We start from the raw sequence: 26,888 nt of genomic DNA on the forward strand, positions 1-26,888 counted from the left end.
CATCGGCCTCCACACGATGGATGAAACAGCCGGAGTCACCCCATCAATCGCTTCCATAGATTGCCTGCAAATCGCTCCGCAGCCTCAGGGCAAGCCTCGAGATGCAGAAAGGGTTCGATCATTTCCAACTCCATCAGCAGGAAACTACCTTGGGCAACCACCCCGTCCACGCGCGCATAGACGACGTCGGCATGGCCGATCGTTGCGGCCGCCGCAAGGGCACGTTTCGCGCTGGCGATAAGGATCGCATCGGGTTCGATGAGCTGTGAGGTACCTCCGAAGTCGGACTGCACGCGATAGTCGCCGGCGGCCGGTCGCTTGATCACTGCATGACTGTATTCGCCGTCGAAAAATAGCAATGACCATTCGCCATCGCTGACAACTTCGGGGACGTAGGGCTGTACCAGATAGTCGAATTCCAGCGGCATCTGCGCGATGGCGCGTTCGAACCCTGCTTCGCCAACCATCCCGCGCGCTGTATGCCAGGCCGTGCCGCTGATCGTCGGTTTAACGACGACTTCCTGTGCGGTCATCGCGGCCAGCGTTTGCGGCAACTCCTTCGCCGATACGATCTGCGTGGGAATGATGTCGACGCCCTGCTCCGCCAGTTCGAGCAAATAGCGTTTGTCGCTATTCCAGCGCAGCAGGTCTTTGTTGTTGATCGTCGGAACGGGGAGCTGATCCAGCCATTGTCTGAAAGCAGCGTAGTGCTTGAAGTAGTCCCAGATCGAACGTATCAGCACGGCGTCGAATCCCGCCCAATCCACAGCGGGGTCGTTCCAGACGCAGGCGGTGGACTCGATGCCAAGGCGCCGCAGCGAAGCTACAAGATGACTATCGTCCTGATGGATATCCGGAACAATGACAGACGTGGCGACGGCAAGACGAATACGGGAAGCGGACATGCAAAACCATCCAGTCATGGAGGGCGCCCTTGTCCGAAGAGATCGAAACCGAGCGTGGCGGATCAGATCCGTCGCAGCACCCCTCGGCTCGACCGCGCAACGATCAGCTTGCGCGTAATAGGTTGGTATAAATATTTATGCGTAGACAGTTTCACCGAACTGGCTGTCCTTGGTCAATTTCGCAGACAGCGAATCGTCATATGTAAATATTTACCTACACGAGTCCGGCATCCTCATAGCTACGATCCGGACCCTGCCCTAAATGGGTCATCAAACCAATCAAGGGGAAATCCATGAAAATTGCCGCACTAGCTTTCGGCGGTCTGACCGCGTTTGTCTCCATGCAATCCACCGCCACCGATGACTACAACCGGACAATCAACGCCGTAGGCGTGCAGTCGACCTCTGCGTACGTGCAGTTCAAGGAAGGTTTCTCCGGCAGTTGCGCTTTCAGCAGCATATATCCCGGCAGCCTTGAAACCCAGGCAACGAAAGCAATGCTCGCCACGCTCCTATCCGCTCGCTCCCCTGGAGGAAAGGTGTCGCATATCGCCTATACCACGGGAAGCGACGGCTTCTGCACCGCAAATCAAGTCGAAGTTCAGTGAGCCACCCAATTCGATCAACGTCACGTGTTGATAGCGCGCGAATGACATTGGAAAAGCCAAACGCCTTCTACTTCTCGTCGCGCTTCTTCTTCCAACCATTGCAACCGCCCAGAGCGCGAAATACTTCGGATACTACGGTGGGGACAACACGAGTCCTCCGGCGGCCTCGGGCTTTCCGGAAGTGCAGGATCACATCAACCTCTACTCGATAATGATCTGGACCACCGATTCCAGTGTCGCAGGTAAAACGGGTTCCGAGGAATATGTCCTGCAGGAGCTAGCCAAGGCCAGGGCGGCGCACGTCCACGCAATTGTCCCGGCGTTCCCCGTTTGTGTTCCAGTTTCAAGGCGACGGTAAGTCTGGCTGATGGACTCTGATGTAGTCGCGGATGGGCAAGCCTCGCTCAGAAGATGGTCTGACCAGGGTTATTGGATCCCAGGCGATCCGGATCGAAGCACCGTGGTCGCTACCTATATTGTCGATGAACCGAATGGATCCGGCTGCCTAACCGACGTAAAAGGAACTGCGAATCCAGCTTTACAGAACGCCGTTTCCGCCATCAGGCAAGCGCCTTCAACCGCCACACTGCCCATGGTCTCGATCCTGACACTCGACTTCGCCAGTATCCGCCAGGGCATAAAACTCCTGGACTGGATCGGGTTCGACCATTACGGCGACAGCGACAATACGTGGACGAACACCATGAACTCCCTCAAGTCGTATGCGCCGGGGAAGAAATATATCGTCGTCCCCGGGTCAATGACTGGCTGCCCCGACGTCACGATCGATAATCCGACAAGGTTCCTGCAGAGCATGAGTACGGACCCCGACGTGGTATGGCTTGCACCCTTCGCATGGTTCTCGGTGTCGGCGACTTGCAAGGGAGTTCGCGGCATCCCATCGCTGCGTTCCACCTACACGAACGAAGGTCTGAGCATCAAGGCACAGCAATGCAACTCTTCACTTGGGGCTAAGCAATTCTGCGGAATGGCGTCAAACATCGCAGCGATAAACTATCTGCTAGGCGACTAGCTTCGCGATTCGCATGGAGGCCCACATACGGATATGTGGGCCGTAGAGCCTTCATCGATGCTCAGAAACGATATTCGGCTCGGATACCCGATACGCGAACATGGACTTTTTCCGTGAGGTGATCCAGATGCACCTTCGGCGCGTGCTCGTCGAAGGAAAGTGCAACGTCGAGATGCGGGGTGATGTCATATCCAACGGCTACGCCGTAGTAGTAGGCATTCTTGGACCACTCCTGAGTGTAATGGGTTGAGCCATCATCCACGCCGTTCAACCAGTATTGCGTATTAATCGTCAACGTCGACTTATAGCGCGCGATACCTGCCCGTGCCATCAATGACCACTTATCGGCAATGGTCCAGCGCCCATTTATTCCAAGAAATGGGGCTTTCGCCTTCTCTTTGCGCTTCTGATCGATATCCACGGTATTAATAGCGAGGAACTGACTCTGGTGGTAGCGACCGGCTCCTTCGCCGAGGTCGACATAGCCGCCCTCGAAGCCAAGCTTAATCGTGTCCCATACGGTCCAGCGATAACCAGCAGAAATGCCGAAAGAATGATTGATACGATCAAACGTGGTGTAACGAGATCCGATAAATAAGCCCGACTGGTATGGTGCCAGCAGTTGATTCGGGTCAAATCGACTTTGTCCGGCATTGACTGCGACGAACGCTTCGCCATCGTTGGCGTAAGTGACGGATGCGGCCAGATACAGAGCAGATGCCAGCACTACGGCAGAAAGAACCTTCTTCATGAAATTCCCTGCTCCTACTACACACTGATCGACTGATCAGTGTGGCTACGAGGCCGCTCAAGTCTAATTTCACGTCGCTCCGCGTGCACCCGATGACGTCGAAGTCCGGCACCCGATAGACAAGGAACACTTTCGACACTGAGGGCTAACGGGGCAGAGACCCGACAGCGACTAGTACGGATTACTTCAGAAAGCAATCGTATCAGCGTCTTCACTATTAACCCAACGTGTGCAGGTGCCGCTACCCTGGACCGAAACCGGCAGGTTACTCGCGTGAGCGGCGAGAAGTGCTGCGTACTGTTTTTTTGCTGTATCTGTATTTTCGTTTGGAACAACCCAGAGATTATTGGATACGGCACAAGCCGCCCGATTAGCGATACTGCCATCGAGCGCAAAGAAGACCAAGCCGTCATTTTGACGAACGTAGACGATTACTACCGTGCCTGTCTGGGTGCCCGCCATGACGGAACCCGGAGAGATGAGGCTGATCGCGATAAGACCGACCATGCCGAACAAGTTTTTTTTCATGAGGGTATTTCCTAGTTGGTGTCCAATGGTTAGGTTACGTTCCATCAGAAGTCCTGGTCGCGACGGAATTCTGATCACGAGGGGAGAACCTGTTATCCGGAATCAACGAAGCCTGCATATCCAAATGCGGGCTTCGTTGCAAACATCGATTCTAATTCCCCATCAGATAGTCAATTCCGGGAGAGATATTGGGCGCCTTTCCACAGAACCATTTTGCTGCTCTCGATACGCTGCACTGCCGCGCCTTTATATCTAGCCCCACCTTCGTATAGGTGGCGCGTCGATCTGGGATATCACGCACGCCTATACAGCCGTCCGATTTTGAGGATAGCCACTTGAACGGCGTCAGCCAGATCACATCGGGATCCGTATTCATCGTGTTGAGGAAACGAGTTGGATCTTCGTTTTTTACTTTCGGGCAGCTGTTAGACGCACCAGGAACGATGATGTACTTTTTCCCGGGAGCACGTGATTTCATTTCATTGAAGTGCCCGTACCACTGAGAATCTGAATCGCCGTAATGATCGAAGCCCACCCAGTCGAAGAGTTTCATGCCTTGGTTGATTTGGGCGAAATCGGGCGTCAGAACCGTTGCCACCGGAAGAGTTGCCGTTGCCGGGTTACCGCGAATCGCCGCGAAGGCCGTCTGGAGGGCTGGATGCGCCGCCCCGTTGACGTCCGACAAGCAGGCATCGCCATTGGGTTCATCAATGAGGTAAACCGCGACGACAGTACTACGTTCGGGGTCACCGGGAATAAGGTATCCTTGGTCCACCATTTTCTGCGTGAAACTGTTCCATCCTCGTACCGCATCGGGATCGTCGTGGAAGCACTTTTCGTTAAGGACTTGCCTAAGAACGAACGGATAGCCCGGGACAATGGCGTGGACGTGGGCCGCCTTGGCCCTTGCCAACTCGGTTAGCACCCAAACCTCAGAGCCGTCCTTGTTGGCCGGGGTCGTGCTATCTCCACTCCAGTACATGATCGAATACAGATTCACGTGATCCTGAAATTCATGGAAATCAGGAACATCTGGGACCGACATCGCGTCGCCGTAGAAATAGCCGAAGTATTTGGTAACCGATTGGGCTCCCGCTATCGCGGGAAGCAGAAGTCCGACAGAAAATAGAAGACGTTTGAGTATCAAAGAAGCATCTCCGGCAGCCATTGTCAGCGAGTGATCGTGATCGAGTTGAGGAGCTCGGAGTCGGACCAGTAAGACGGGCAGGTGTTGCTTCCGTAGACGGATACCGTCAGGTCCTGACTCACAGCTGTGAGCAGCAGGGTGTACATGGCCTTACCTTCCACGGTTGCGGTATTGAACACGAAAGCCCCTTGTGGCCCGCACGGCGCCAGCGATGGATGGCTCTCGACCGTGAACAAGGACGCGCTGCCATACGCGGTGAGCTTGGCGACATGACCTGATCCATGCCCTGCGTTGGCCCCATCGCACAACCCACGGGTGCCAAGCTCTGGAACGATTTCTTCATCTGAATTTTCCCCTGAGGAGATACGAGATGGTTCCGCATGCATCGATGCGCACGAGTGTCGGGAGCGCAGGGCCGAGGGGGTGCGCAAACGCCACGCCGCGGAAACGAATACTTGCGATACCTCTGAAAAAAGCTCCGTAGAGCAGCCCCGCGGTTCAGAAGTTAACGCAGCAAAGACTCAACGTATGTAGTCTTTTCCCTACAAACTATTCGCCGAATATCGGCATCAGATTCAATTCGAAATCGCACCCACAAAAAAACCCGCCATAGGCGGGTTTTTTTGTTTTGCATTGGTGCCCAAAGGGGGACTCGAACCCCCACGACCTAAGTCGCTACCACCTCAAGGTAGTGCGTCTACCAATTCCGCCATCTGGGCAAATCTGTTGGTGTTGCTAGTTACTTCTTCGCCGGGTCAGCGGCGGGTACATCACCCTTGGGCGCCGTTGCCGGTGCCTGGGCTGCCGGCGGGACGTCTCCGTTCGCGGCGGGAGCGGCCTTCGGCACGTCCGTCGCGGCGGGCGTTGCCGGCGCTGTATTGTTGGCGGGAGCCTTCGGCGTTTCAAGGCCGGACATGACGCCAAGATCCGCGGTGGGCTGCACGACGGTGCCGCGACCGAGGTAGATACCCATGCCGAGGCTGAGCACGAAGAACAGTGCCGCCAGGACGCCCGTGGCGCGCGTCATGAAGCTGGACGAGCCACGTGCACCGAAGACCGTTGCGGATGCGCCGCCACCGAAACCGGAGCCTGCATCGGCGCCGGCACCGCGCTGCATGAGAATCAGCACGATCATCGCAGCGGCAACCAGAATGTAGAAAACGCTAAAGATGATGAACATGTTTTCTCTCGCCGAGTCGCGCCAGTTAACGCGCCGCGGCGCAAATCGCCAGGAAATCGGTTGCTGCCAGAGCGGCGCCGCCGATCAAACCCCCGTCTACATCAGGCTGGGCGAACAGCTCGGCCGCATTGGCCGGCTTGACGCTTCCGCCGTAAAGCACCCGGGTCAGACGAGCAATATTAGCATCCTCTTTTGCCAGTTGGCTACGGATGAATGAATGAATTTTCTGTGCCTTGTCCGGTGAGGCCGTCAGACCGGTGCCAATGGCCCAGACCGGCTCGTAGGCCACCACGGCGTTCCAGAAGGCCCCGACACCATTGGCGGCCAGTACGGCGGCCAGCTGGCGCTCGATGACCTCGTGCGCAAGACCGGCCTCGTGTTCTGCGAGGGTTTCGCCCACGCACAGGATGGGAGTCAGGCCGGCGGCCTGCGCGGCGGCGAACTTCTGCGCGACCAGTTCGTCCGACTCCTGGTGATACTGGCGACGCTCGGAATGGCCCACGATGACCCAGGTCGCGCCGACGTCACGAAGCATTTCCGCCGAAATATCGCCCGTATAGGCGCCCGGCCCCTGATGCGGGCAGCAATCCTGCGCACCGAAAGCCAGCGCCGTGCTGCCATGGCGGGCAACGAGTTCGCCGATATATACGCTCGGCGGGCAGACCACGACATCGACGCCGGCAGGCAAATTCGCCAGGATGCCATCGACCAGTTCCTCGGCCATGACGCGCGAGCCGTGCATTTTCCAGTTCCCGGCGACCAGCTTCTTGCGCATGACGGATTCCTCTCCCTTCAGAGGGGCGGCAGGATAGCCGCAGGAATGGGGCGCAGCAACGCTGCAATGCCGCATAAGATAGGCACCTTACGCGATGTTCACCGCGGATGGCGCACAAAGCGGCTCTCCGTTGACCCGCCGTCCCGCCTCCCCCGACTATGCGAGCCATGCGAACCCTACGATTTCTCCTGACACTGATCCTCTTCGCATGCGTGGGCGCGGCCTTCGCGCAGGACGCCGACACCAATAAGAAACTGGACGATCTGCGCGACCAGATCACCCAGATCAAGACGGCGAAGACGACCGATCTGACCGATGCGCAGATCGACGATCTGCGCAGCAAGGTCACCGACCTCCAGGGCCAGGCGCAGAAGCTGTCGGTCGCACTGCAACCCAACCGCGATGCCGCGAAGGCGAGACTCGACCAGTTGGGGCCCGCACCGACCGGCACGACGAAGGAAGCGCCGGAACTGGCAACACAGCGAAAGGATGCCCAGAAAGGCTTCGACACGGCGGATGGACAGGTCAAGCAGGCCGACGCCATCGCGCTCGATGCGACCCAGCTCGCTTCCCAGCTAAGCGACCTACGTCGCACGCGTTTTCAGGAAACGATTTCCCGGCGCACGAATTCGCCCTTCTCGAAACCGTTCTGGTCGGACACCGCCCAGGCATTTCCGCGCGACTACTCGAACCTGCGCGACCTGACGGTCCAGGCGCGCGACGACCTCGCTGCCGATTTCCAGCCCGGCAATCGCGTGCCCTTCTTCATCTGCACGCTGTTCGGATTGCTGTTGATCACGGTCGTGCGCTGGTATCTGGAACGCCGCGTCTTCAAGCTCACGACCGACCGTATGCCCGCCGGCCGGTTGCGTCGTTCGGCGATGGCGCTGGCCATTACGTTTCTTGCGACGTTCACCACGGGTCTCGGTGCGCAGCTCATTTATCAGGGTGTCAACTGGAACGGCACGCTTAGCGAAGAAGTCGACGGACTGGCGAAAGGGCTTGTCCGCCTGTTCTTCCTTGGCGCCTTCGTCGCGGGACTGGGTCGGGCGCTGCTTTCGCCGAAACGGCCTTCGTGGCGTTTGCCGACCCTCAGCGACGAGACCGCGGACAAACTGCGCCGTTTTCCTTTCTACATCGCCACCGCGGCGGTGGTCTTCGAGTTCATCAAGGAAATCAACCGCACGACCGGCGCCAGTCTCGCAGCCACCGTCGTCACCAGTTTCCTGCACGCGGCGGTGCTGTCCGCGCTCATTACGATGGCGCTGGTCCGCCTGAGCCGCACGCATCGCCTTCACGAAGACGGCACACCGCCAACACCGCGACCGATCTGGGCCAGCGTCATGATCGCCGCCGCCACGCTGTGCGTCGTCGCGTCGTGGCTGGGCATGCTTAGCGGATATATCGCGTTCGCCGTTTTCATCTCGCGGCAGATCATCTGGACGACACTGGTGGTCGGCGCGACGTACCTCGCCATGCGCCTCGTGGACGATCTGTTCGAGACGCTGCTGTCGGAAAAGGGTCCGATGAGCGCACGCGCGCAGGCAGCCTTCGGCATGGATCCGAAGCTGCTCGACCAGGCTGGCGTCTTGCTGTCGGGTGTGGCCCGCCTCGCTTTGTTCCTGTTCGGCGTCAGCGCGGTGATGACGGGTTTCGGCGCCGGTGCAACGGACATCATTGCATTGGGCGGCAAGCTCGAGGGAATGACGTTCTACGGACTCGCTATCCAGCCCGATCGCATTCTCGGTGCTATCGGCATCTTCTTCCTTGGCCTTCTCGCCGTCCGCATCCTGAAGAACTGGCTGGCCCACCAGTGGCTGCCACGCACCAGCCTGGATGCAGGCATGCGCAGTTCGCTCACCACTCTGCTTGGCTATGCCGGCGGCGTGCTGGTGTTCGCGTTCGCGCTGTTCATCATGGGGCTCAGCGTGCAGAACATCGCATGGGTCGCCAGTGCCCTGTCGGTGGGTATCGGTTTCGGTCTCCAGGCGATCGTGCAGAACTTCATTTCGGGCCTGATCCTGCTGGCCGAGCGTCCGGTGAAGGTCGGCGACTGGGTGGTCCTCGACGATGCCGAAGGCGATATCCGCCGCATCAATGTTCGCGCCACCGAAATCCAGATGGGCGACCGCTCGACGGTGATCGTGCCAAACTCCTCGTTCATCACGAAGCCCGTGCGCAACATGACGATGGCCAATCCGCAGGGCCGCGTGCAGATCAAGCTGCCGATGCCGCTGGACACCGATGCGTCCGCCGCACGCACCATCATGCTGGAATCGATGAAAGCGCATCCCGCCGTGCAGGCGACGCCCCCGCCCACCGTGCAACTGGACAGCGTGGATCGCACCGCGATGATGTTCGTCGCTACCGCGTACGTCGGCAGTCCGCGCGACGTCGGCAACGTGCGCAGCGATCTTTTGTTCGATGTGCTCGCGCGATTGCGTGGAGCGGATATTCCGTTGCTGCGCCCGCAGGATCTGGTACTGCGCAGTACGGGTAGCGACGTGCCGGGGCCGAATGCGTCCGGCACACCTGTGTCGAGTACGGATGCGCCGCCAACCTGATCGTACGAACGCGTCTGCAGGAGCGCGCTTGAGCGTGATCCCTGAGTGCGGGTAGTTAACGATCGCCGCAATAAGAAAAACGGCCGGTACGCGTCATTCGCGTTACCGGCCGCTTTGCTTCGCAGGGATCGCGCTCGAGAGCGCGCCTACAAGGGCAACGGATGGCTCAGGTCTTCGGCACCAGGCGGAGGTCCTGGAAGTCGAAGCTGAAGTCGGTCAGTGGGGACACCGGCTCCATGCGCACTTCGCGGATCTTGCCGTCCGGGTCCAGCGCGAAGTTGACGAAGGCATCGCCGTTCAACGAGCGATCGTTCCAGCGAACGATGAACGTATCGTGTTGCCACGGCTCCATCGTGCCGGTCAGCTGCGCGGTCTTCGAGAAGCGCATGACCAGCTTGCCGCCTTCCTTCTTCACCGTGACGTCGCCGTACCAGGGATCCTTGTACGTACCCGCGTACCCGTCCAGCGGCAGCGACGGCTTGCTGCCCTTCGCGCGAGCGCCCTCATGCTTCTGCATGCTGTCGTCGGCCTTGGCTTCCGCCTTCTTGACGGCGGCGGCGTACGCGGCGATCCAGTCGGTCTTCGGCGCATCCATGAAAGCGTCCAGACCACGCATGGTCACGGCCTGGAAGGCGGCGCCGGACTCCTGATTGGTCAGGACCACGATGCCAAGCTTCAGATCGGGGACCAGCGTCACGCGCGAAACCATGCCCGGCCAGCCACCGGTGTGCCACACCAGCTTGTGACCGCGATAGTCCGAGACGAACCAACCTTCGCCGTAGCCGGAGAAATTCGGCTTCGCGGCGGCAAGCTCGGGAACGCTCGGTTCGGGGATACGGATAGGCGTGATCAGCGACCACATTTCCTTCTGGCGTTCGACGCTGAAAAGTCGCTGGTCCTTGTCGTCGGCACCCTTTCCATACACACCGCTGTCCAGTTGCATGCGCATCCACTTCGACATGTCGTGGACGCTGGAATAGATACCGCCCGCCGCGGTGTTATTCGCCCAGGCCATCGGTTCGACCGGCTTCAGTTCCTTGAAGTTGTACTTCGCGTGGCCGAAGGCAACATCGTCGCCACTCTTGACGCTGGTGACGTTGGTACGCGTTTCGGTCATGCCCAGCGGCACGAAGATGCGGTCGTGCAGGAAGTCTTCGTAACTCTTGCCCGACACCTTTTCGATCACCAGACCCGCCACGGCGAACAGAATATTGTCGTACGCGTATTCGGCGCGGAAGCTATTGGTCAGCGGCACGTTGCGCAGGCGCTGCACCACTTCCTCGGTGGAGTACGTCGTGGCTGGCCAGTACAGGAGATCGCCTGCGCCAAGGCTCAGTCCGCTGCGGTGCGCAAGCAGATCGCGCACGCGCATTTCGCGGGTGACGTAAGGATCGGACATCTGGAACCACGGCAGGTGATCGATCACCCGGTCATTCATATCCAGCTTCTTCTCGTCGGCCAGCATGGCCAGCGACGCGGCGGTGAAAGCCTTCGTGTTCGACGCGATGGCGAACTGCGTATGCGCATCGACCTTCGCCGCTTCGCCCATGCGGCGCACGCCCGAACCCATTTCCAGTACGACCTTGCCATCCTTCACGATAGCGACCGCGATACCCGGCACGTCGAACTGTTTGCGTACCGCATCCACGTACGCGTCGTAATCGGCCAGTTGGGCCGGACGCGCGTCGGAGGTGGCGGCTACCGGAGTCGCGACGGGTGCGACGTCCTGCGCGCCGGCTGCCAGCGCGAAGGCGAACGTACAGACGCCGAAGGAGAGGAGAAGACGGGAGCGCAGCGGCATGGATAGTCCTGACGTGATGAAAGTCAGGCGGGACTATTCCATGCCGGGACCGTCGAGGGGAAGCTGCCTGTCAGGCCTTGCGTTTCTGGCTGAAGATCACACTGCCCAGGATGATGGCGCCGGCAAGGGCCATCGTCGGCGTCAATGCCTCGCCCAGGAACATCCACGCCCAGGCCACGCCGAACAACGGCACCAGATAGGTCGACGTTGCCGCACGCGGTGCGCCGATGCGCTGGATCAGGCGGAAGTAGAAGGCATACGCCAGCCCCGTGCACATGACGCCCAGAGCGATCACGCACAGCCACGACTTGCCCGGAATCGGTGCGCTCGGCCACGTGGCGAGGGCCAGCGGCGCCGTGAGGATCGCGGCGCCCAGCAGGCAACCGGCCGCCACGGCAGTGGGCGGCAGATCGGCGAGGTAGCGCTTGATGAGGTTGGCGGAAATGCCGTAACACAACGACGCCAGCGCGCCGGCCAGTGCCGCCGGAGCGATGTTGTCGCCGGCCGTGCGGCCGCTGGCCAGAATCACGACGCCGACGAAACCCGCCACGAGGGCGAGGGCCTTCCGTGTATCGATCTTCTCGCCGAATGCCACGAACGCTACCAGCGCCGCGAACAGCACGGTCATGCTATTGGCGATCGCCCCGATACCGGCGGGTGCGCGCTCGGCACCCCAGGCAAACAGGGTGAACGGAATCGCCGCGCTCAGCGCGCCGATTCCGAGCATCTTCCAGATATGGGCCGGGCGGATCGCCGCACGGGCTCGCCACAGCAGCGGCGCCAGCACCGCCGCGCCCAGCAGCAGCCGCGTGGCCACCATCGGGAACGGGCCGAAGTCTTTCGCCGCTACGCGCATGAAGAGGAACGAACCGCCCCAGATTGCGCCAAGTGAGACCAGTTCGACCGGTGTACGCCAATCGCGCGGCTCGACCAGCGGAGCGGCGGACGGGACGGATGCATCTGAGACGGACGACATGACGAACCTCGCTTGTGGCTACCCGTGTATTGTGGCTGGAACCGCAGCGCCAACAAGCGCATGCTTCTTGAGTCAGCCTATAAATTTATTCAAGTCTTGCCCATGCGATCCGCCCTGCTACCCGCCCTCGCCGCGTTTGCCTCGGCCGCCCGGCACCAGAACTTCGCCCATGCAGCGGAGGAACTGCACCTTACCGCCAGCGCGGTCAGCCATCACGTGCGCAAACTGGAGACCGCGCTGGGCGTAAGCCTGTTCCAGCGGCATGCCCGAGGGGTGGTGCTGACCCCGGAGGGACGCCTTCTGGCCGACGCCGCAGGCTCCGCACTGGCCGAAATCGAATCCGTGCTGGACGGCCTGAGACAGCATCGCCGCGATAACGGCCTGCGCATTACCATCCTGCCGTCGCTGGCGGCTACCTGGCTTACGCCCCGGCTGAAGCGCTTTATCGATCTCCATCCCACCGTACGGCTGTCGATCGACACCGATCGTTCGCTGGTGCGCTTCGACGAAGGCGGTCCGGATATCGGCATCCGCTATGGTCTGGGCCAGTGGCCGGGTCTGGCTTCGCGCTTCCTTATGGACGATACGCTGCAACCGCTCGCCTCGCCTGAACTGGCCGCGCAGGTAACCAGCGCCGAAGATGTCGCCACCCTGCCCCTGCTTACCGATATCGCGCCCGAAGGATGGCGCGAATGGTTCCGCGCGGCGGCCGTGCGCTATCCACGTACCGGCACCATGCACACGATCAGCGATTCGGCCGATGGACTGAATGCCGCGGCGTCGGGACTGGGCGCCGTGCTTGCGCGCACCCGGCTCGCTACCGCGCATCTTGCCGACGGGCGTCTCGTTCGTTTGCCCGGACCGGAATTGCCGACGCGTTATGCGTATTACATCGTGCATTCGGCACATCGGCCGCCGAGCGCGGCGGCGTTGTCGTTTATTGCGTGGCTGGAGCGGGAGGCGTTGGAGCCTCGGGGGTGACGGAGGGCGCCGCCTCATCGCTTTGTTGGTTTTCGCGCGCAGGCGCGCTCCCACAAAGAGCCGAAGCGCGCTGCTGCTCTCCGTGGGAGCGCGCCTGCGCGCGAAAGACGCCGAGGATCACTCCACGCCCACGAACCCACCCGTCTGATGCTGCCAAAGCCGCGCATACAACCCGCCATGCGCGATCAATTCCGCATGCGTCCCGGTCTCGACGATCGCCCCATGCTCCATGACCACCAGACGATCCATCCGCGCGATCGTCGACAGCCGGTGGGCGATAGCGATCACCGTCTTGCCCTGCATCAGGGTTTCCAGGCTTTCCTGGATAGCCGCCTCGGCTTCCGAATCCAGCGCCGAGGTCGCCTCGTCCATGATCAGAATCGGCGCATCCTTCAATAGCACACGCGCAATGGCGATGCGTTGGCGTTGTCCGCCCGACAGTTTCACGCCGCGCTCGCCCGCGTGAGCGTCGTAGCCCGTGCGCCCGCCGCCATCCGATAGCATGGGAATGAATTCGTCGGCGCGCGCTTTGCGCACCGCCTCGTGCATTTCCTCGTCGGTGGCATCGGGGCGGCCGTAAAGAAGGTTGTCGCGGATCGACCGGTGCAGCAGCGACGTGTCCTGCGTGACCACGCCGATCTGCGAACGCAGCGATTCCTGCGTGACCTTCGCGATGTCCTGGCCATCGATATAGATATGGCCGTCTTCCAGGTCGTACAGACGCAACAGGATATTGACCAGCGTGGACTTACCCGCGCCCGAAGGCCCGACCAGACCGATTTTCTCGCCCGGACGCACGATCAGGTCGAGTCCGCCGATCACGCCGCCGGCCTTCCCGTAGTGGAAGTGGATATCGTCGAAGCGCACTTCGCCGCGCCGTACGACCAGCGGCAGCGCATCCTCGCGATCGACGACCGTACGCGGCTGGGCGATGGTGGTGATGCCGTCCTGCACCGTACCCACGTTATCGAAAATGCCGTTGACGACCCACATGATCCAACCGGACATATTGTTGATGCGGATGACCAGACCAACGGCCAGCGCCACCTGCCCCGTCGACACCGTGCCGCGCGACCAAAGCCATACCGCCAACAGGCTCGTGCCCGCGATCAGGAAACCGTTGAGCGTGGTGATCGACACGTCCATCGACGTAATCATGCGCGACGAACTGCGCACCTTCTGGGTCTGCTCGGTCATTGCCTCGCGCGCATAGGCTTCCTCGCGATGGGTATGCGCGAACAGCTTCAGCGTCATGATGTTGCTATAGCCGTCGACGATACGCCCCATCAGTTTGGAGCGCGCCTCCGATGCCAGCCACGAACGTTCTTTCACGCGCGGCACGAAGAACGCCAGCATGCCGATGTACATCGCTATCCAGATAATCAGCGGCAACGCGAGCCATATATCGGCTTTCGCGAAGAGATAGATGGCGGTGCCCGCGTAGACGCTGACGTACCACAGCGCGTCGACCACCTGTACGGCGGACTCGCGCAGGGCTGGCGCCGTCTGCATGATCCGGTTCGCGATACGGCCGGCGAAATCGTTCTGGAAGAAGCCCAGGCTCTGCTTCAGCACATAACGGTGGTGCTGCCAGCGCACCATGTTCGTCATGCCCGGCGTCAGTGTCTGATTGACGAGCAGATCGTGCAACCCCATGAACAGCGGCCGCAGGATAACCGTGACCACGCCCATCCACACCAGCTCGCGCCAGTGAACGGCGAAGAACTGCGCGGCGGGCGTCTTCTGGGTCATATCGACGATGCGACCGAGGAAGTCGAACAGCGCGACTTCGATCAGCGCGACGATCAGGCCCACGACCAGCGCGGCCACGAAGACACGCCAGACCTGCCGCAGGTAATAGGCGTAGAAACGCAGGACACCGGTCGGAGGCGCCTGGTCGGGCGCTTCCTTGAAGATGTCGATAAGGGATTCGAAACGACGGAATATCATGGCGCCATCTTAAGGCACCCCGATGTCAGATGGATGTGCATCGCTTGCCGCTACCCGGCAAAACGGCGGTCAGACCGTGGAGCTTCGACGCCCCAGCAGACGGTCGATGGCGATCAGCCCCAGACCCAGCGCGTAGAAGAAAATGCCAACGCCGATGCCGTTGAGTATGGCGCGGGGATAACCAAGCTCGATCACGTCGATGAACGGATAGGGATAAGTCCCGACGATAACGCCCCGGCCGATCGTCCATGCGGCGTAAATCGCCGGCACGATCAGCCAGCGCCCCGCGTCCACCCAACGCAACGCACCATGCGGCGTGAACCCGATCCACCAGACCAGATAAAGCACGGGAACCACATCGTGCAGCGCCACATCGGCCCACAACTGGGGGCCCTGCGGGTGGTACAGACCGCGAAGCAGGACAGCGTAGATAAGCCCGGTCACGGCGATATACAACGCCACGGCGCCGAGAACATGCGGCCTGCGCCACCAGCGCAGAAAGGGGAGTTCGCCGCCCGTCGCCACGAAGGTACATACCAGCGCGACGGCGATATTGCTGACGATCGTGAAGAAACTCAGGAAGGCGATCGTCATGCCCAGCACCCCGCCGCTCCATATCAGCAGCCAGTACTGAAGGCCGAGAGCGGGCCACGCCACGGCGGCGATGACCGTGGCGAGAAGGAGGCTGGTCGCGCTCAGGCGGGGCGTTGGCGAGATGGTCGGCATCGGCCGATGGTACGCAACACCCTGCCCGCCGCCAATCGATGCATTTACTTCGAGCCAGTCCGCGACGAACGCATGTCGAAGCGATCGTTGGCGCGATTATGGTCCGGCAGCACATGATCGGGATCGACCGCGGCCGAAACCACACGCTTATCGCCCGGAACCGTCAGCGCGAAGCGCGTGTGCTGCTGCCAGGTCTCCACCGGCAGGCGCACATTCTTCGTCGACCCGTCGTCGTAGGTCACGCGTACCGTCGACGGCATCACCAGACGATCGAGGTTTTCGACCGTGACGATGGCTCCCTTGTGGAAATCGCCGTCGACATAGGTCACGTTGGTCACCGCCAGGTCCAGCTGCCAGTTGTTCTGGTACCAGCCGCGCCAGAACCACGAAAGGTCCTCGCCCGCTTCGCTCTCCATCAAGCGGAAGAAGTCCGACGGCGACGGATGCTTGTATGCCCAGGTGGCAATGTACTTGCGGAACGCCGGGTCGAAACGCTCCGGCCCGATGATCTGTTCGCGGAGCAATACCAGGCCCAGGGCGGACTTGAAGTAAGTCGCCGGATGGCGGTACTTCTCCTTGACCATATCGGCGCCCATCAGCAGCGGCGGCGCATCGGCGTCGGCCAGCAGCGGCAGGATTTCGTCCACCGGGTTGCCACCCTTGGGGGCGTACTCGCCATCGCGCTTGGGCGCGAACTCGCCACTATGGAAGGCATCGGCCTCGTATACATCGATGAATGTGTTGAAGCCCTCGTCCATCCAGGCGTTGCGACGCTCGTCGGTGCCGACAATCATCGGGAACCAGGTGTGACCGATCTCATGCGCCGTGACCATGTGCAGGTCTTTGGGCTTCGCCTCCATCGGATCGAACACGATGCCCGGGTATTCCATACCGCTGGCGGCCGAACCGGCCTCGTTGATGGCGACCGGATAAGGATACGGATACCACTTCGTGGAAAAGTGTTCGACGGACGCCTTGAGGTATTCGGTGGAACGTCCCCACGACTGATCGCCGACGCTTTCGATCGGATACACCGACATCGCCAGCGCCTTGCGGCCCTCGGGAAGATTGATGCGCGCGGCGTCCCAGACATAAGCCGTCGACGCGCCGAACGCGACATCGCGCGTGTTCTTCATGCGGAAATGCCAGGTCAGCGTGCCGTCCTTCTTCGGCCGGCTGGCCGGGTCGGTCACTTCCGCGGGCGTGCGGATCATGACCGTGGCATCGCTGTCCCGCGCCTTGGCCAGCCGCTGACGCTGCGTGGCCGTAAGGACGTCGTCCGGATTCACCAGCTCGCCGGAGCCGGCGACGATCATGCTCGAGGGCACGGTGATCGAGTAATCGAAATCGCCGTACTCGAGATAGAACTCACTGTTGAGGAACGGCGCGGTATCCCATCCCCGCAGGTCGTCGTAAACGCACATACGCGGATACCACTGGGCCATCTCGTAAATATTGCCGTTCTTCGAACCCGCGAAACCCGTGCGTCCACCAAAATCACCCGGGAGGTCGTAGCTGTATTCGATGGTGACCGAGACCTTGCCGCCCCGCGCCGCCACGGCCGCGGGCAAGCGAACCTGCATGCGTGTATCGGCGACGACATACGTCGCGTCGACGGTATGTCCGCCCTGCTCCACCTTGACCGATGCGATGCGATAGCCGTCGGTATGCTGCTTAGGCGTACGGTCGGACGTGAAGTTGCCACGGGCATCTTCGCGATAACGATTCTGCTCCACCTGCAACCACAGCACATCCAGCGCGTCGGGACTGTTGTTCGTGTAGTGAATCGTGGCGCGGCCGGTCAGATGATTGCGTACGGGGTCGAGGTCCGCACGAAGTTCGTAGTCGGCCCGGTTCTGCCAGAAGAGCGGTCCCGGCATGCCACTGCCGGAGCGATACGCGGTCACCGGCTGCGGATAAGAGAAGGGAGCGAACGCCTCGCGAGGATCGTAGGAACCTGCGATAGCGCCGGTTGCAGCGGTAGAGAAAAGAACGAGTACCGCGGCGCGACGGAAAGTCTGGGTCATGGAGATCGGCAACGTGACGAATGGCATGGTCGGTCAATATAACGTCGCCCGACCTTTCGTCACCCTGCCATACGGCATGGAAGGCCGCGACTTTCGTCGCGACCTTCCATGGACCGATTACCGGACCGGTTCGGTCACCACATTAGGGAAGTAGTACTGCACGCATCTCTCATAATCGTTGTCGACCAGCGCACTGAAAGGCGTTTGCTCGTTCGTCAGCTGACACTTGTATGAGAGTCCGCCAACCGTCGATGCCGACCACGAATAGTCCTGCACCCAGGATAGCTTCAGGGCCGCCGAGCTGGCTTCCGTGAACTCCTTCATACCCTTGCAGCCCTGCGGCTCGCCCGGTGCGATGGCGGCCTTCAGGTGGTTGGCCATGTCGCCGTGATAACGCATGCGATTGAGCGACTGCTGATTTTCGTTCGCACCGCCGCACTCGACGCCACCGTTGATGATGAGCGTGGTCGTGCCAAAGCCCTTGAGGCGATGGTCGGCCTTGTCGGCATCGTTCGGAACCCAGGTGCCGTCGACCACATGGAGCATCGAGGGCTTGGGTGGCTGCGGATAGACGAAGAAGAAGACGGCGCTAGCCAGGTTCAGCCATGTATCGGCCACCAGTTCCGGCGAATTGAGCAGCACGCTCTTGTTGCCATAGATCGCCTGCGAGAAAGGTCCATAGTTGTAGTTGTACGACAGCTGCTTGGCGCCGCGACCGAAGTAATTCTTGAACTTTCCGGCATCCGGACCGCTTTCGAGTACCGCGCAAGGGAAGGCATAGCCCTGCCACAGAGCTTTATCGCAAATGCCATAGCCACCCGTGAAGCCTTCGGAGAGATTCATCTCGCGCACCCAGACGAGCGCCTGCCGCCACTCCGGAACCTGTCCGTCATTGCCGTCGTGTCCACCGGTTTCCTGGCCGAAGTGCGCGAACATCGTCGCCAGCGACGTGCGGCAAATGGCCTCGGCGTCGCGACCGTCGTCGTAGTCGCCGCAGAATGCCGGGAACTTGGCTACGGCCTGGAGGAATCCGGTGTACTGATACGCCTTGTCGCGATACGGAAACAGGAATTCGAATTCGCTGTCTGAAACGATGGCTTCGACACGGCGTACGTTCGAGGGATTATCCGCAGCGCCCGGCTTCACTTTCGCGACGACGTCGTTATCCAGCGTGCGCACGGAATGCAGGATCTTCTGCAAGGCGGGAGCGCCCCGAATCGCGGCCTCTTCGGCACGCATGTCGTCAATACTGCGATAGACCGCCTCCAGGGGAGGATCGACAGGTCCGGGACCACCCGTATCTTCTCCTTCGACATAGACCTTCCACGGCGAAGCCCACGGCGTGAGTGGATCGACTCCAGCGGGACTCTGTCCCGCATCGACATACCACTGCGCGATGTAGACAACGTTTTCGAACAACACTTTGTCGCCCGCCTGATAGATACGCGACACATCGTAAGCGGGCGTTTCGGGATCGACCGGATCAACTGGATCGACCGGATCGACCGGATCGGTACCACTGGCATCGCCGTCGTATCTTTCCCAGGGCGTCTCCCATTCGTTGGCCACCTCGTCGACGGAAGCGGGTGTCAGCGAATTGGCATTGACCCACCATTTGGCACGAAACAGTTCATCGTCGAAACGAACGATGGCGTCGGCGGGGTAGCTGACCGACGAGCTGAAATCGACGACCGTTGCCGACAACACGTTGGTGGAGGCGAAAATGGCGAACGCCATCGCGGTGGTGAGAATGGTTTTCTTAAGCATGCATCGTCCTAATTGAGCCGTAATGGCAGGGACGATTGTGTTGGCTCGATAACGGGCAACGTAACGAGACAATTCTGAAAAATCGGACACTTAAGTCCGGCAACTTCACGCGGGCTCGACCACGATCAATCCTCCATTCGTCCTTCGGTCTCTCGTGACGAAATCTTCTCGCCTGATGCGATACTCCGGGACGTTGCAAATGACGGAGACCAGGTCAACTCCATGCGGTTCGTTCCGGTCGACCGGATGTCCGGTGTCGACGCGCGGCCCCGGGACCGGCACGCTATGCTTTCCTATACCTTGCGGTGCCGCGTCATGCCCGCATATAGCTAACGCTTGCACACTTCGAGGACAGACAAATGCAGATCGGTTTGATCGGACTTGGCCGCATGGGCGGCAACATCGCACGACGCCTGATGCTCGATGGCCACCAGTGCGTGGTCTACGACAACAACGCCGACGCGCGGGCCGCCCTGGCCAAAGATGGCGCCACCGCCGTCACGTCGCTGGCCGCCATGGTCGAAGCCCTGCCCACGCCCCGCACCATATGGGTGATGCTGCCGGCCGGCGAGATTACCGAGAACACCATCGGTCAGCTGACCGAGATGCTGTCGAAGGGCGATATCGTCATCGACGGCGGCAACACGTTCTACAAGGACGACGTACGTCGTTCGAAAGTTCTTGAACAGAAAGGCATGCACTACGTCGACGTCGGCACATCCGGCGGTGTATGGGGCCTGCAGCGCGGGTACTGCATGATGATCGGCGGCGACAAGGCCACGGTCGACTATCTCGATCCGATCTTCGCCACGCTGGCGCCTGGCGCCGGCGACATCCCGCGCACCGAACGGCCTGCCGGTGCGGATCCGCGCGTCGAGAACGGTTACATGCATACCGGCCCCGCCGGCTCGGGCCATTTCACCAAGATGGTCCACAACGGCATCGAATACGGTCTGATGCAGGCGTTCGCGGAAGGCTTCGACATCATGCGCAACCGCAACCAGCCGCAATTGCCCGATGGCGAGCGCTTCGACCTGAATGTGGCCGACATCGCGGAAGTCTGGCGTCGCGGCAGCGTCGTGTCGTCGTGGTTGCTCGACCTGTGCGCCAGCGCGCTGGCGAAGGGGCCGGAACTGGATAATTACTCCGGCTATGTCGACGATTCCGGCGAAGGCCGCTGGACCATCGCCGCCGCCATCGAAGAGGCCGTGCCCGCCGAAGTGCTGTCGTCCGCGCTGTACGCCCGCTTCCGCTCGCGCCAGGAACACACGTACGCCGAGCGCCTGCTGTCGGCGATGCGCATGGGCTTCGGCGGCCACATCGAAGGCCGCGGCCAGCCGCCGAAGCAGGGCGAGGCTTCCTGAAAGGTTGAGCGGGGCGTTACGGATATCGTGCGCTCCGCTTTCTGTAGGAGCGCGCCGTCTTCGTCAGGAAGGGATGCGAAAACAAAAAAAGCCGCCTTTCGGCGGCTTTTTCGTTGCATCCAGCCAGCTTATTTGGCGAACAGGTGCTTCACGCCGTCGCGCTCTTCACGCAGTTCCTTCTCGGTCGCATCGATGCGAGCCTGCGAGAACCCGTTGATTTCCAGACCCTGCACGATGGCGTACTTGCCGTTCTTCACCGTCACCGGGTAACCGAAGATCACGCCCGGCTCGATGCCGTACGAACCGTCGGACGGGATACCCATCGATACCCAGTCGCCGTCGGTCGTGCCGAGGGACCAGTCGCGCATGTGATCGATGGCGGCCGAAGCGGCCGAGGCGGCCGACGACGCACCGCGTGCCTTGATGATGGCGGCGCCACGCTGCTGCACGGTCGGGATGAAGTCCGATTCGTACCAGGCCTGGTCGACCAGATCGAGCGCGGCCTTACCCTTCACCGTGGTCTGGTGCAGGTCCGGGTACTGCGTCGAGCTGTGGTTGCCCCAGATCGTGACCTTCTTGATGTCGGTCGTGTGCGAGCCGGTCTTCTCGGCCAGCTGCGACAGCGCGCGGTTGTGGTCGAGGCGGACCATGGCCGTGAAGCACTTCGGATCGAGATCCGGTGCGTTCTGCTGCGCGATCAGCGCATTGGTGTTGGCCGGGTTGCCGACGACCAGGACGCGGACGTCACGCTTGGCGTGATCGTTCAGTGCCTTGCCCTGCGGGCCGAAGATGGCGCCGTTGGCCTCGAGCAGATCCTTGCGCTCCATGCCCGGACCACGCGGACGTGCACCGACCAGCAGCGCGTAGTCGACGTCCTTGAACGCGACGTTGACGTCGTCGGTGGCGACCACGCCGGCCAGCGTCGGGAACGCGCAGTCGTTCAGTTCCATGACCACGCCCTGCAGCGCGGGCAGCGCCGGGGTGATTTCAAGCAGGTGCAGGATCACCGGCTGGTCCGGGCCCAGCATGTCGCCAGCGGCGATACGAAACAGCAAGGCATAACCAATCTGGCCGGCAGCGCCGGTCACGGCAACACGAACGGGGGCTTTCATGTGGGTGACTCCTCTGGAAATCGTTACGATCGAACGGTCGATCAGGTCAGTTCGGCGAAGAACTCGACGATGCGGGCCATGCCCTTGTCGAGTGCGTCGTCGGGACACGAATAGGAAATACGCAGCGCACGCGGCTCGCCGAAAGCGGAGCCCGGCACGCAGGCCACGCCCTTCGCTTCGAGCAGCACGGCGCAGAAGTCGACGTCGCTGTCGATAGCGACGCCGTTGTGCTTCTTGCCGAATGCGACGGAGATATCGGGAAAGGCGTAGAACGCGCCCTGCGGACGCGGACAGGCCACACCGGGAATGGAAACCAGCGCGTTGTAGACGCGGTCGCGCTTGATCGCGAACTCCGCGCACTTGGCCAGCGGCACGTCCTGCGGACCGGTAAGCGCGGCGTGCGCGGCGGCCAGCGTCACTTCGGGCAGGCTGGTGATGTGATTGGAATTGAGCGTGGTGACGGCTTTCGCCACGACTTCCGGTGCGGCGATGAAACCCACGCGCCAGCCCGGCATGCCGTACGTCTTGGACAGCGAATCGACGAAGATCACCCGATCCTTCAGTTCCGGGCGGACGTGCACGAAATTGTGGTAGCCCACGCCGTCGAACACCATTGTGTTGTAGATGTCGTCCGTGATGACCCAGGTGTCCGGATACTTCGCGATGACATCGGCCAGCGCGGCGATTTCATCGCGCGTATAGACCATGCCGGTCGGATTTGACGGGTTGTTGAACAGGAAGACGCGAGGCTTGCGCGCCAGCGCGGCGTCGAGCTGCGCGGGCGTGAGCTTGTAGTTCTGTTCGGGCGGGCACGGCAGGATGTTGATCTTCGCACCGACGATTTCGGCGATGTCGAGATAGCTGGTCCAGTACGGCGCCGGGAACGCGATTTCGTCGCCTTCGTCCAGCAGCGCCTCGGCCAGGTTGTACAGCACCTGTTTCGCGCCGACGCCCGTGGTGATATTGGCGCGGGTGTAACCCGTGAGGCCCAGTGCTTCGATATGCGCAATGAAGGCGTCCAGCAGGACGTCCGGACCGCGATTGCTGCCGTACTGGCCCGAGTCCTTGTCCAGCGCTTCGCGCGCTGCGGCGTACACGTGGGCGCCGGGGAGGAAGTTCGGGACGCCGATCGAGAAACTGACGATGTCGCGGCCTTCGGCCTTGAGCTTTTTCGCCTTCTCGGCAATGACCATGATCGCGCTGGGTTTGGCGCGGCTCATACGCTGGGCAAGCTGGGGCATCGTTATCCTCGATCTGGCGAGAGCAAAGGCCGCCATTTTATCACGCCCCGACGACGCTGGCTGGGTTGTAGGAGCCCGCTCGCGGGCTCCTACAAGGGCAAATGCACCCCGGATACAAAAAAGCCGCCGCCCGGGGACCGGGCGGCGGCTTTTCTGGAACTCACGACAAACGGATCAACCGCGGGCGTCGAGCACTTCGTTCCACTTGGCGACCTGGTCGGCCTGCTTCGCCAGCAGCGCGTCGACGTCGCCTTCGACCATCACCTTCTCGATGATGTCTTCCTGGCGAATGGCGTCAACCACTTTCTGGTCTTCCGGACCGACCACTTCGCCGAAGACGCTGTGCTTGCCGTCCAGCCACGGCGTGGCGCCGTGGGTGATGAAGAACTGGCTGCCGTTGGTGCCCGGGCCGGCGTTGGCCATGGACAGTACGCCCGGCTTGTCGTGGCGCAGGCTGGCGTCGAACTCGTCGCCGAACTTGTAGCCCGGACCGCCGCGACCGCTGCCTTCGGGGCAACCGCCCTGGACCATGAAATCGCTGATGACGCGATGGAACGACAGGCCATCGTAATAGCCGCGCTTGGCCAGATTGACGAAGTTGGCGACCGTCACCGGCGTCTTATCGTCGTGCAGGCGCAGGTGGATATCGCCCTTATTGGTCTTGAAGGTGACGTTGATGGTCATCGCTTTTCCTGTAAATCGTTGAAAAGTCGGGACAATGGCACAGCGCCATCGCCCGGAGGGCCGCAAAGGATACCGAAGATGGCGGCCCTACCCCGAGACTTCAAGCGATAAAGCGTGACGACGATGCGAGGTTTCAGTCGATTCCCAGGTTTGCCGGCGTAAGCGTGCCAGCCCCCCGCGGCTTGGTCCCGGCCGCCGCCGCGTCCTCCGGGAGCGCCCGGCCCTTCGCAACATGTTCCCAAAGCCGGTCGAGCGCCGCATAACCGAAGGCCAGCAGCGGGACATGGCGGTCGCCGAAATCCGGGAACGCGAGGAAAGCGTCGAAGTGCTGGGCGTAAGGCACTTTCCAGAACACCGGCGCACGGCCGGAAGCGCGCAGCCAGCGCACGTACGGCTCGGAGCTGAAGGCGGTAGGTATGAGACCGTCGTCCGCGCCATGCACGACGAACACCGGCAGACCTTCCCGAGGGAGCGCGGCCGCCGTGGCTTCCACGCCGGCACGCAGGGCCACGGCATCGCCATCGACGCCCGTCCACAGATCGCGCAGGCAGATATTCCCGGGAAGCGTCGGATCCAGCGACAGGTCCGTACCGCCGGCCAGTACCACGCCAGCGCCGGGTGGAATACCCCCGGCATCCGCCCACCAGGCGGCACGCACGCGCGGATCGGCAGGACCGGGCACACCGGCGGCATTGAGCGTGCGATAGGAGAACCCGCACGGCATGGCCCCGACGCCACGTCGCAGGTAGGCCGATGCATAGGCTGCTGTCACGGCGCGCCACAGGTCCAGCGATGTCGACGATGCGGCGACGGCCAGCGCGTTGTCCTTCCATCCCGTTGCGTGCAATTTCTCCAGCGCCTCGCTGGCCTGCCCCTGCGGCGTAGCCGACGCGAGCCGTCCATGCGCATGCAGACTGGCACAGCGCAATGCCCAACCCGGTGGCGAGACTCCCGCGACGCGTGCGAAGGGAACGCCATCGAATGCCGGCGCCGCCATCGCGCACGGCAACAGCAACGCGGCTTCCGTTCCGTAGTCGAAGAAAGAACGCCCCTGCCCGGCGACATAGACATTCGGCTCCAGCGCCACGACGCCGGCCAGCATGTCGTCGCTGTCGTCTCCCGCCGCCTGCAACACCGCGCCGCCGCCATTGGACAGGCCCGTCGCAATGACGCGTGTGTTCGCCGCGGTGAATGGCGCCTGCTCGGGAAAGGCGCGATCGAGCATGGCCAGCCCGAAACGCGCCGCCTGCAAGACGTGACGCCCCCAGTCCGCTTCCGGGTTGTCGCCCGAATGCGCATGTTTGACCGCGATACCCGCATCGACCGCGGGATGCTTCGGTTCGAATTCCAGTTCGGCCGTGCCGGCTTTCGCGCGCGTACCGTCGAGCGACACACCCGTGCCGTCGGCCGTGTCGAAGTAACCCGATCCCGTGCCTTTGTCCGTATACGCCACGGCGCATCCGCGAGGCAGGCCCCAGGCACCGGCCAGTGCAATCGCACCATAAATGCCCCGCGACCCCGACGAAGCGGTCACGACCAGGCACCGCCTTGTACGATCGAAATCGTCGGGCACCTGCACCAGCACGCGATGCGGCGAGCTGGCCGCGGGCAGCCGGGCGAACGCCTGATACTCGCGGCCGGGCACGGCGGGAACCGCGCCATAGACGCTACCGAAGCCACCCTTCGGCCCCAGGTCGGCAATGCCCTTCCAGCTCGACTGGATCGCGCGGCGACGCAGTTCCGCAGGCGTGGGTGCGGTGGGCTCCGCGAACGGCGCGAGCGTTCCGGCCAGACCGCGCAAGCCCAGTCCCGCGCTCAGAAGATCGTCGGTGCCACGATGCGTCGTGACCCTTACTTCTCCGAAGACGTCGCTGGCGGACATGCGTGACTCCCTGGGCGCCGTCGCACAACCGGTCAGGGCGACGAGAGCGGAAAGAACGAAGCTCGATGGGAAGATGCGTGACATACGGCCACCATAGCAAGCCCGTTCGCCACCGCCATCGTACGAAAGGGCCATGCCGCACTCGACGGCACGCGCCGCTGACGCTACCGTCGCGGCGATGAACCGACTTCTGATCGCCGACGACCATCCGCTGTTTCGCGCCGCGCTGCTTCAGGCCGCGGCGTCCGCCGTCGACGATGCCGAGCTGACCGAAGCCGCCGATCTCGACGGCGTGATGAGCGCCCTCGCGGCACAGCCCGACACCGATCTGGTATTGCTCGATCTGCGCATGCCCGGAAGCCGGGGCCTGTCGGGACTGGCCGCCCTGCGCGCGCAATATCCGGGCGTAGCGGTGCTGGTCGTATCGGCCCACGACGAACCGCGACTGGTCCGTCGCGTACTCGACCACGGCGCGGCGGGCTTCATACCGAAAAGCGCCGATCCGAAACAGATCGCCGAAGCCGTGCGTACGGTGTTGGACTGCGGTCGCTGGTTGCCGCCGGACCTCGCGCGCGCCATCGCCGCCCTGCCCGCCGACACGGCGGATTCCGCACTGGCGGCGAAGCTCGCACGCCTCACCGAGCAACAGTTCCGTGTGCTGTCGCTGTTGTCGGAAGGGTTACTCAACAAGCAGATCGCGGATCGGCTGTCGGTGCAGGAGCGAACGGTGAAGGCGCATGTGACGGCGGTCTTCGAGAAGCTGGGCGTGCGCAATCGCACGCAGGCAAGCGTGCTGTTGCGGTCGCTGGATCTTGGGGACGCGCTGTAGCACGGCATCCTTCCGCGCCCTCTATGGGCCTGTGTGCTCTCTGTTGTGCTTTCTGTG

At 61.9% G+C, this 26,888-nt stretch carries 23 protein-coding genes, 1 tRNA gene and 1 riboswitch; of the genes, 6 read left to right on the forward strand and 18 right to left on the reverse strand.

Annotation, left to right across the window (positions count from 1 at the left end; genetic code table 11):
- Positions 1 to 35: 35 nt before the first annotated feature.
- The gene (locus EC912_RS08650) at positions 36 to 905 is read right to left on the reverse strand and encodes an ATP-grasp domain-containing protein (protein WP_132142994.1); all 870 of its coding nucleotides are present in this window, start codon (positions 903 to 905) and stop codon (positions 36 to 38) included.
- A 14-nt stretch (positions 906 to 919) separates the two neighbouring features.
- Positions 920 to 996: riboswitch (S-adenosyl-L-homocysteine riboswitch) on the reverse strand.
- Between the two features lie 202 nt (positions 997 to 1,198).
- On the opposite strand from EC912_RS08650, the gene EC912_RS08655 reads away from it, so the two are divergent.
- Together EC912_RS08655 and EC912_RS08660 are read left to right on the forward strand one after the other, a co-directional pair.
- Entirely contained in the window at positions 1,199 to 1,513 is a 315-nt protein-coding gene (locus tag EC912_RS08655; RefSeq protein WP_132142996.1) for a hypothetical protein, read from the forward strand.
- Positions 1,514 to 1,973: 460 nt separating this feature from the next.
- The gene (locus tag EC912_RS08660; RefSeq protein ID WP_132142998.1) at positions 1,974 to 2,546 is read left to right on the forward strand and encodes a hypothetical protein; all 573 of its coding nucleotides are present in this window, start codon (positions 1,974 to 1,976) and stop codon (positions 2,544 to 2,546) included.
- A 61-nt stretch (positions 2,547 to 2,607) separates the two neighbouring features.
- Here the strand turns inward: EC912_RS08660 and EC912_RS08665 are convergent, their stop codons facing one another.
- The 7 genes from EC912_RS08665 to tpiA form a co-directional block, all read right to left on the reverse strand.
- Positions 2,608 to 3,297 (reverse strand): outer membrane beta-barrel protein, encoded by a 690-nt coding sequence (locus EC912_RS08665; RefSeq protein ID WP_132143000.1) that lies wholly within the window; start codon positions 3,295 to 3,297, stop codon positions 2,608 to 2,610.
- Positions 3,298 to 3,483: 186 nt separating this feature from the next.
- A complete protein-coding gene (locus EC912_RS08670; protein ID WP_165973546.1) occupies positions 3,484 to 3,825 on the reverse strand; it encodes a hypothetical protein in 342 nt (113 codons plus the stop codon).
- A gap of 151 nt (positions 3,826 to 3,976) precedes the next feature.
- Entirely contained in the window at positions 3,977 to 4,993 is a 1,017-nt protein-coding gene (locus EC912_RS08675; protein WP_132143005.1) for a hypothetical protein, read from the reverse strand.
- 2 nt (positions 4,994 to 4,995) lie between these two features.
- Positions 4,996 to 5,151, reverse strand: a complete 156-nt coding sequence (locus tag EC912_RS19385) for a hypothetical protein (RefSeq protein ID WP_165973547.1) — start codon at positions 5,149 to 5,151, stop codon at positions 4,996 to 4,998.
- 455 nt (positions 5,152 to 5,606) lie between these two features.
- Positions 5,607 to 5,691: transfer RNA gene (locus EC912_RS08680), tRNA-Leu, on the reverse strand.
- Between the two features lie 20 nt (positions 5,692 to 5,711).
- Positions 5,712 to 6,152: a preprotein translocase subunit SecG gene (gene secG / locus EC912_RS08685; protein ID WP_132143007.1), complete on the reverse strand. Its 441-nt coding sequence runs from the start codon at positions 6,150 to 6,152 to the stop codon at positions 5,712 to 5,714.
- 25 nt (positions 6,153 to 6,177) lie between these two features.
- Positions 6,178 to 6,927: a triose-phosphate isomerase gene (gene tpiA / locus EC912_RS08690; RefSeq protein WP_132143009.1), complete on the reverse strand. Its 750-nt coding sequence runs from the start codon at positions 6,925 to 6,927 to the stop codon at positions 6,178 to 6,180.
- 167 nt (positions 6,928 to 7,094) lie between these two features.
- Here tpiA and EC912_RS08695 point away from each other — a divergent pair, with 167 nt between their 5' ends.
- A complete protein-coding gene (locus tag EC912_RS08695) occupies positions 7,095 to 9,491 on the forward strand; it encodes a DUF3772 domain-containing protein (RefSeq protein WP_165973548.1) in 2,397 nt (798 codons plus the stop codon).
- A gap of 166 nt (positions 9,492 to 9,657) precedes the next feature.
- Here the strand turns inward: EC912_RS08695 and EC912_RS08700 are convergent, their stop codons facing one another.
- Together EC912_RS08700 and EC912_RS08705 are read right to left on the reverse strand one after the other, a co-directional pair.
- The gene (locus EC912_RS08700; protein WP_132143013.1) at positions 9,658 to 11,292 is read right to left on the reverse strand and encodes a serine hydrolase; all 1,635 of its coding nucleotides are present in this window, start codon (positions 11,290 to 11,292) and stop codon (positions 9,658 to 9,660) included.
- Between the two features lie 70 nt (positions 11,293 to 11,362).
- On the reverse strand, positions 11,363 to 12,268 hold the full coding sequence (locus tag EC912_RS08705; protein WP_132143015.1) for a DMT family transporter: 906 nt from the start codon (positions 12,266 to 12,268) through the stop codon (positions 11,363 to 11,365).
- Between the two features lie 96 nt (positions 12,269 to 12,364).
- Here EC912_RS08705 and EC912_RS08710 point away from each other — a divergent pair, with 96 nt between their 5' ends.
- Complete coding sequence (locus EC912_RS08710; RefSeq protein ID WP_132143017.1) at positions 12,365 to 13,249, forward strand: LysR substrate-binding domain-containing protein; 885 nt, start codon at positions 12,365 to 12,367, stop codon at positions 13,247 to 13,249.
- Positions 13,250 to 13,366: 117 nt separating this feature from the next.
- On the opposite strand, the gene EC912_RS08715 is transcribed toward EC912_RS08710, so the two are convergent.
- From EC912_RS08715 to EC912_RS08730, 4 genes are all read right to left on the reverse strand, one after another.
- The gene (locus EC912_RS08715; RefSeq protein WP_132143019.1) at positions 13,367 to 15,199 is read right to left on the reverse strand and encodes an ABC transporter ATP-binding protein; all 1,833 of its coding nucleotides are present in this window, start codon (positions 15,197 to 15,199) and stop codon (positions 13,367 to 13,369) included.
- A gap of 69 nt (positions 15,200 to 15,268) precedes the next feature.
- The gene (locus tag EC912_RS08720; protein WP_132143021.1) at positions 15,269 to 15,925 is read right to left on the reverse strand and encodes a Pr6Pr family membrane protein; all 657 of its coding nucleotides are present in this window, start codon (positions 15,923 to 15,925) and stop codon (positions 15,269 to 15,271) included.
- Between the two features lie 44 nt (positions 15,926 to 15,969).
- The gene (locus tag EC912_RS08725; RefSeq protein WP_132143023.1) at positions 15,970 to 17,952 is read right to left on the reverse strand and encodes a M1 family metallopeptidase; all 1,983 of its coding nucleotides are present in this window, start codon (positions 17,950 to 17,952) and stop codon (positions 15,970 to 15,972) included.
- Positions 17,953 to 18,069: 117 nt separating this feature from the next.
- Entirely contained in the window at positions 18,070 to 19,719 is a 1,650-nt protein-coding gene (locus EC912_RS08730) for a glycoside hydrolase family 19 protein (protein ID WP_132143025.1), read from the reverse strand.
- Between the two features lie 359 nt (positions 19,720 to 20,078).
- Here EC912_RS08730 and gnd point away from each other — a divergent pair, with 359 nt between their 5' ends.
- A complete protein-coding gene (gene gnd, locus EC912_RS08735; protein WP_132143028.1) occupies positions 20,079 to 21,083 on the forward strand; it encodes a phosphogluconate dehydrogenase (NAD(+)-dependent, decarboxylating) in 1,005 nt (334 codons plus the stop codon).
- A 128-nt stretch (positions 21,084 to 21,211) separates the two neighbouring features.
- On the opposite strand, the gene EC912_RS08740 is transcribed toward gnd, so the two are convergent.
- The 4 genes from EC912_RS08740 to EC912_RS08755 all read right to left on the reverse strand — a co-directional run bounded on the left by EC912_RS08740 (position 21,212) and on the right by EC912_RS08755 (position 26,002).
- Positions 21,212 to 22,195 (reverse strand): malate dehydrogenase, encoded by a 984-nt coding sequence (locus tag EC912_RS08740; protein WP_132143030.1) that lies wholly within the window; start codon positions 22,193 to 22,195, stop codon positions 21,212 to 21,214.
- A 41-nt stretch (positions 22,196 to 22,236) separates the two neighbouring features.
- Positions 22,237 to 23,436 (reverse strand): aminotransferase class I/II-fold pyridoxal phosphate-dependent enzyme, encoded by a 1,200-nt coding sequence (locus tag EC912_RS08745; protein ID WP_132143032.1) that lies wholly within the window; start codon positions 23,434 to 23,436, stop codon positions 22,237 to 22,239.
- A gap of 174 nt (positions 23,437 to 23,610) precedes the next feature.
- Positions 23,611 to 24,120 carry a peptidylprolyl isomerase gene (locus EC912_RS08750; protein ID WP_132143034.1) on the reverse strand — a complete coding sequence of 170 codons (510 nt, stop codon included), beginning with the start codon at positions 24,118 to 24,120 and terminating at the stop codon, positions 23,611 to 23,613.
- 133 nt (positions 24,121 to 24,253) lie between these two features.
- Entirely contained in the window at positions 24,254 to 26,002 is a 1,749-nt protein-coding gene (locus EC912_RS08755) for a 3-hydroxybutyrate oligomer hydrolase family protein (protein WP_132143036.1), read from the reverse strand.
- Positions 26,003 to 26,180: 178 nt separating this feature from the next.
- Here EC912_RS08755 and EC912_RS08760 point away from each other — a divergent pair, with 178 nt between their 5' ends.
- Complete coding sequence (locus tag EC912_RS08760; protein ID WP_132143816.1) at positions 26,181 to 26,831, forward strand: response regulator transcription factor; 651 nt, start codon at positions 26,181 to 26,183, stop codon at positions 26,829 to 26,831.
- Positions 26,832 to 26,888 lie beyond the last annotated feature (57 nt).

It is taken from the genome of Luteibacter rhizovicinus (assembly GCF_004342265.1).
In the GTDB taxonomy this organism is placed as follows: domain Bacteria; phylum Pseudomonadota; class Gammaproteobacteria; order Xanthomonadales; family Rhodanobacteraceae; genus Luteibacter; species Luteibacter rhizovicinus_B.

What these genes read in the sequence shown, in the direction of transcription:
- EC912_RS08650 (WP_132142994.1), bottom strand. Translation starts at nt 905, where the DNA reads ATGTCCGCTTCCCGTATTCGTCTTGCCGTCGCCACGTCTGTCATTGTT.
- EC912_RS08655 (WP_132142996.1), top strand. Translation starts at nt 1,199, where the DNA reads ATGAAAATTGCCGCACTAGCTTTCGGCGGTCTGACCGCGTTTGTCTCC.
- EC912_RS08665 (WP_132143000.1), bottom strand. Translation starts at nt 3,297, where the DNA reads ATGAAGAAGGTTCTTTCTGCCGTAGTGCTGGCATCTGCTCTGTATCTG.
- EC912_RS08670 (WP_165973546.1), bottom strand. Translation starts at nt 3,825, where the DNA reads ATGAAAAAAAACTTGTTCGGCATGGTCGGTCTTATCGCGATCAGCCTC.
- EC912_RS08675 (WP_132143005.1), bottom strand. Translation starts at nt 4,993, where the DNA reads ATGGCTGCCGGAGATGCTTCTTTGATACTCAAACGTCTTCTATTTTCT.
- secG (WP_132143007.1), bottom strand. Translation starts at nt 6,152, where the DNA reads ATGTTCATCATCTTTAGCGTTTTCTACATTCTGGTTGCCGCTGCGATG.
- tpiA (WP_132143009.1), bottom strand. Translation starts at nt 6,927, where the DNA reads ATGCGCAAGAAGCTGGTCGCCGGGAACTGGAAAATGCACGGCTCGCGC.
- EC912_RS08695 (WP_165973548.1), top strand. Translation starts at nt 7,095, where the DNA reads ATGCGAACCCTACGATTTCTCCTGACACTGATCCTCTTCGCATGCGTG.
- EC912_RS08700 (WP_132143013.1), bottom strand. Translation starts at nt 11,292, where the DNA reads ATGCCGCTGCGCTCCCGTCTTCTCCTCTCCTTCGGCGTCTGTACGTTC.
- EC912_RS08705 (WP_132143015.1), bottom strand. Translation starts at nt 12,268, where the DNA reads ATGTCGTCCGTCTCAGATGCATCCGTCCCGTCCGCCGCTCCGCTGGTC.
- EC912_RS08715 (WP_132143019.1), bottom strand. Translation starts at nt 15,199, where the DNA reads ATGATATTCCGTCGTTTCGAATCCCTTATCGACATCTTCAAGGAAGCG.
- EC912_RS08720 (WP_132143021.1), bottom strand. Translation starts at nt 15,925, where the DNA reads ATGCCGACCATCTCGCCAACGCCCCGCCTGAGCGCGACCAGCCTCCTT.
- EC912_RS08725 (WP_132143023.1), bottom strand. Translation starts at nt 17,952, where the DNA reads ATGACCCAGACTTTCCGTCGCGCCGCGGTACTCGTTCTTTTCTCTACC.
- EC912_RS08730 (WP_132143025.1), bottom strand. Translation starts at nt 19,719, where the DNA reads ATGCTTAAGAAAACCATTCTCACCACCGCGATGGCGTTCGCCATTTTC.
- gnd (WP_132143028.1), top strand. Translation starts at nt 20,079, where the DNA reads ATGCAGATCGGTTTGATCGGACTTGGCCGCATGGGCGGCAACATCGCA.
- EC912_RS08740 (WP_132143030.1), bottom strand. Translation starts at nt 22,195, where the DNA reads ATGAAAGCCCCCGTTCGTGTTGCCGTGACCGGCGCTGCCGGCCAGATT.
- EC912_RS08745 (WP_132143032.1), bottom strand. Translation starts at nt 23,436, where the DNA reads ATGCCCCAGCTTGCCCAGCGTATGAGCCGCGCCAAACCCAGCGCGATC.
- EC912_RS08750 (WP_132143034.1), bottom strand. Translation starts at nt 24,120, where the DNA reads ATGACCATCAACGTCACCTTCAAGACCAATAAGGGCGATATCCACCTG.
- EC912_RS08755 (WP_132143036.1), bottom strand. Translation starts at nt 26,002, where the DNA reads ATGTCCGCCAGCGACGTCTTCGGAGAAGTAAGGGTCACGACGCATCGT.
- EC912_RS08760 (WP_132143816.1), top strand. Translation starts at nt 26,181, where the DNA reads ATGAACCGACTTCTGATCGCCGACGACCATCCGCTGTTTCGCGCCGCG.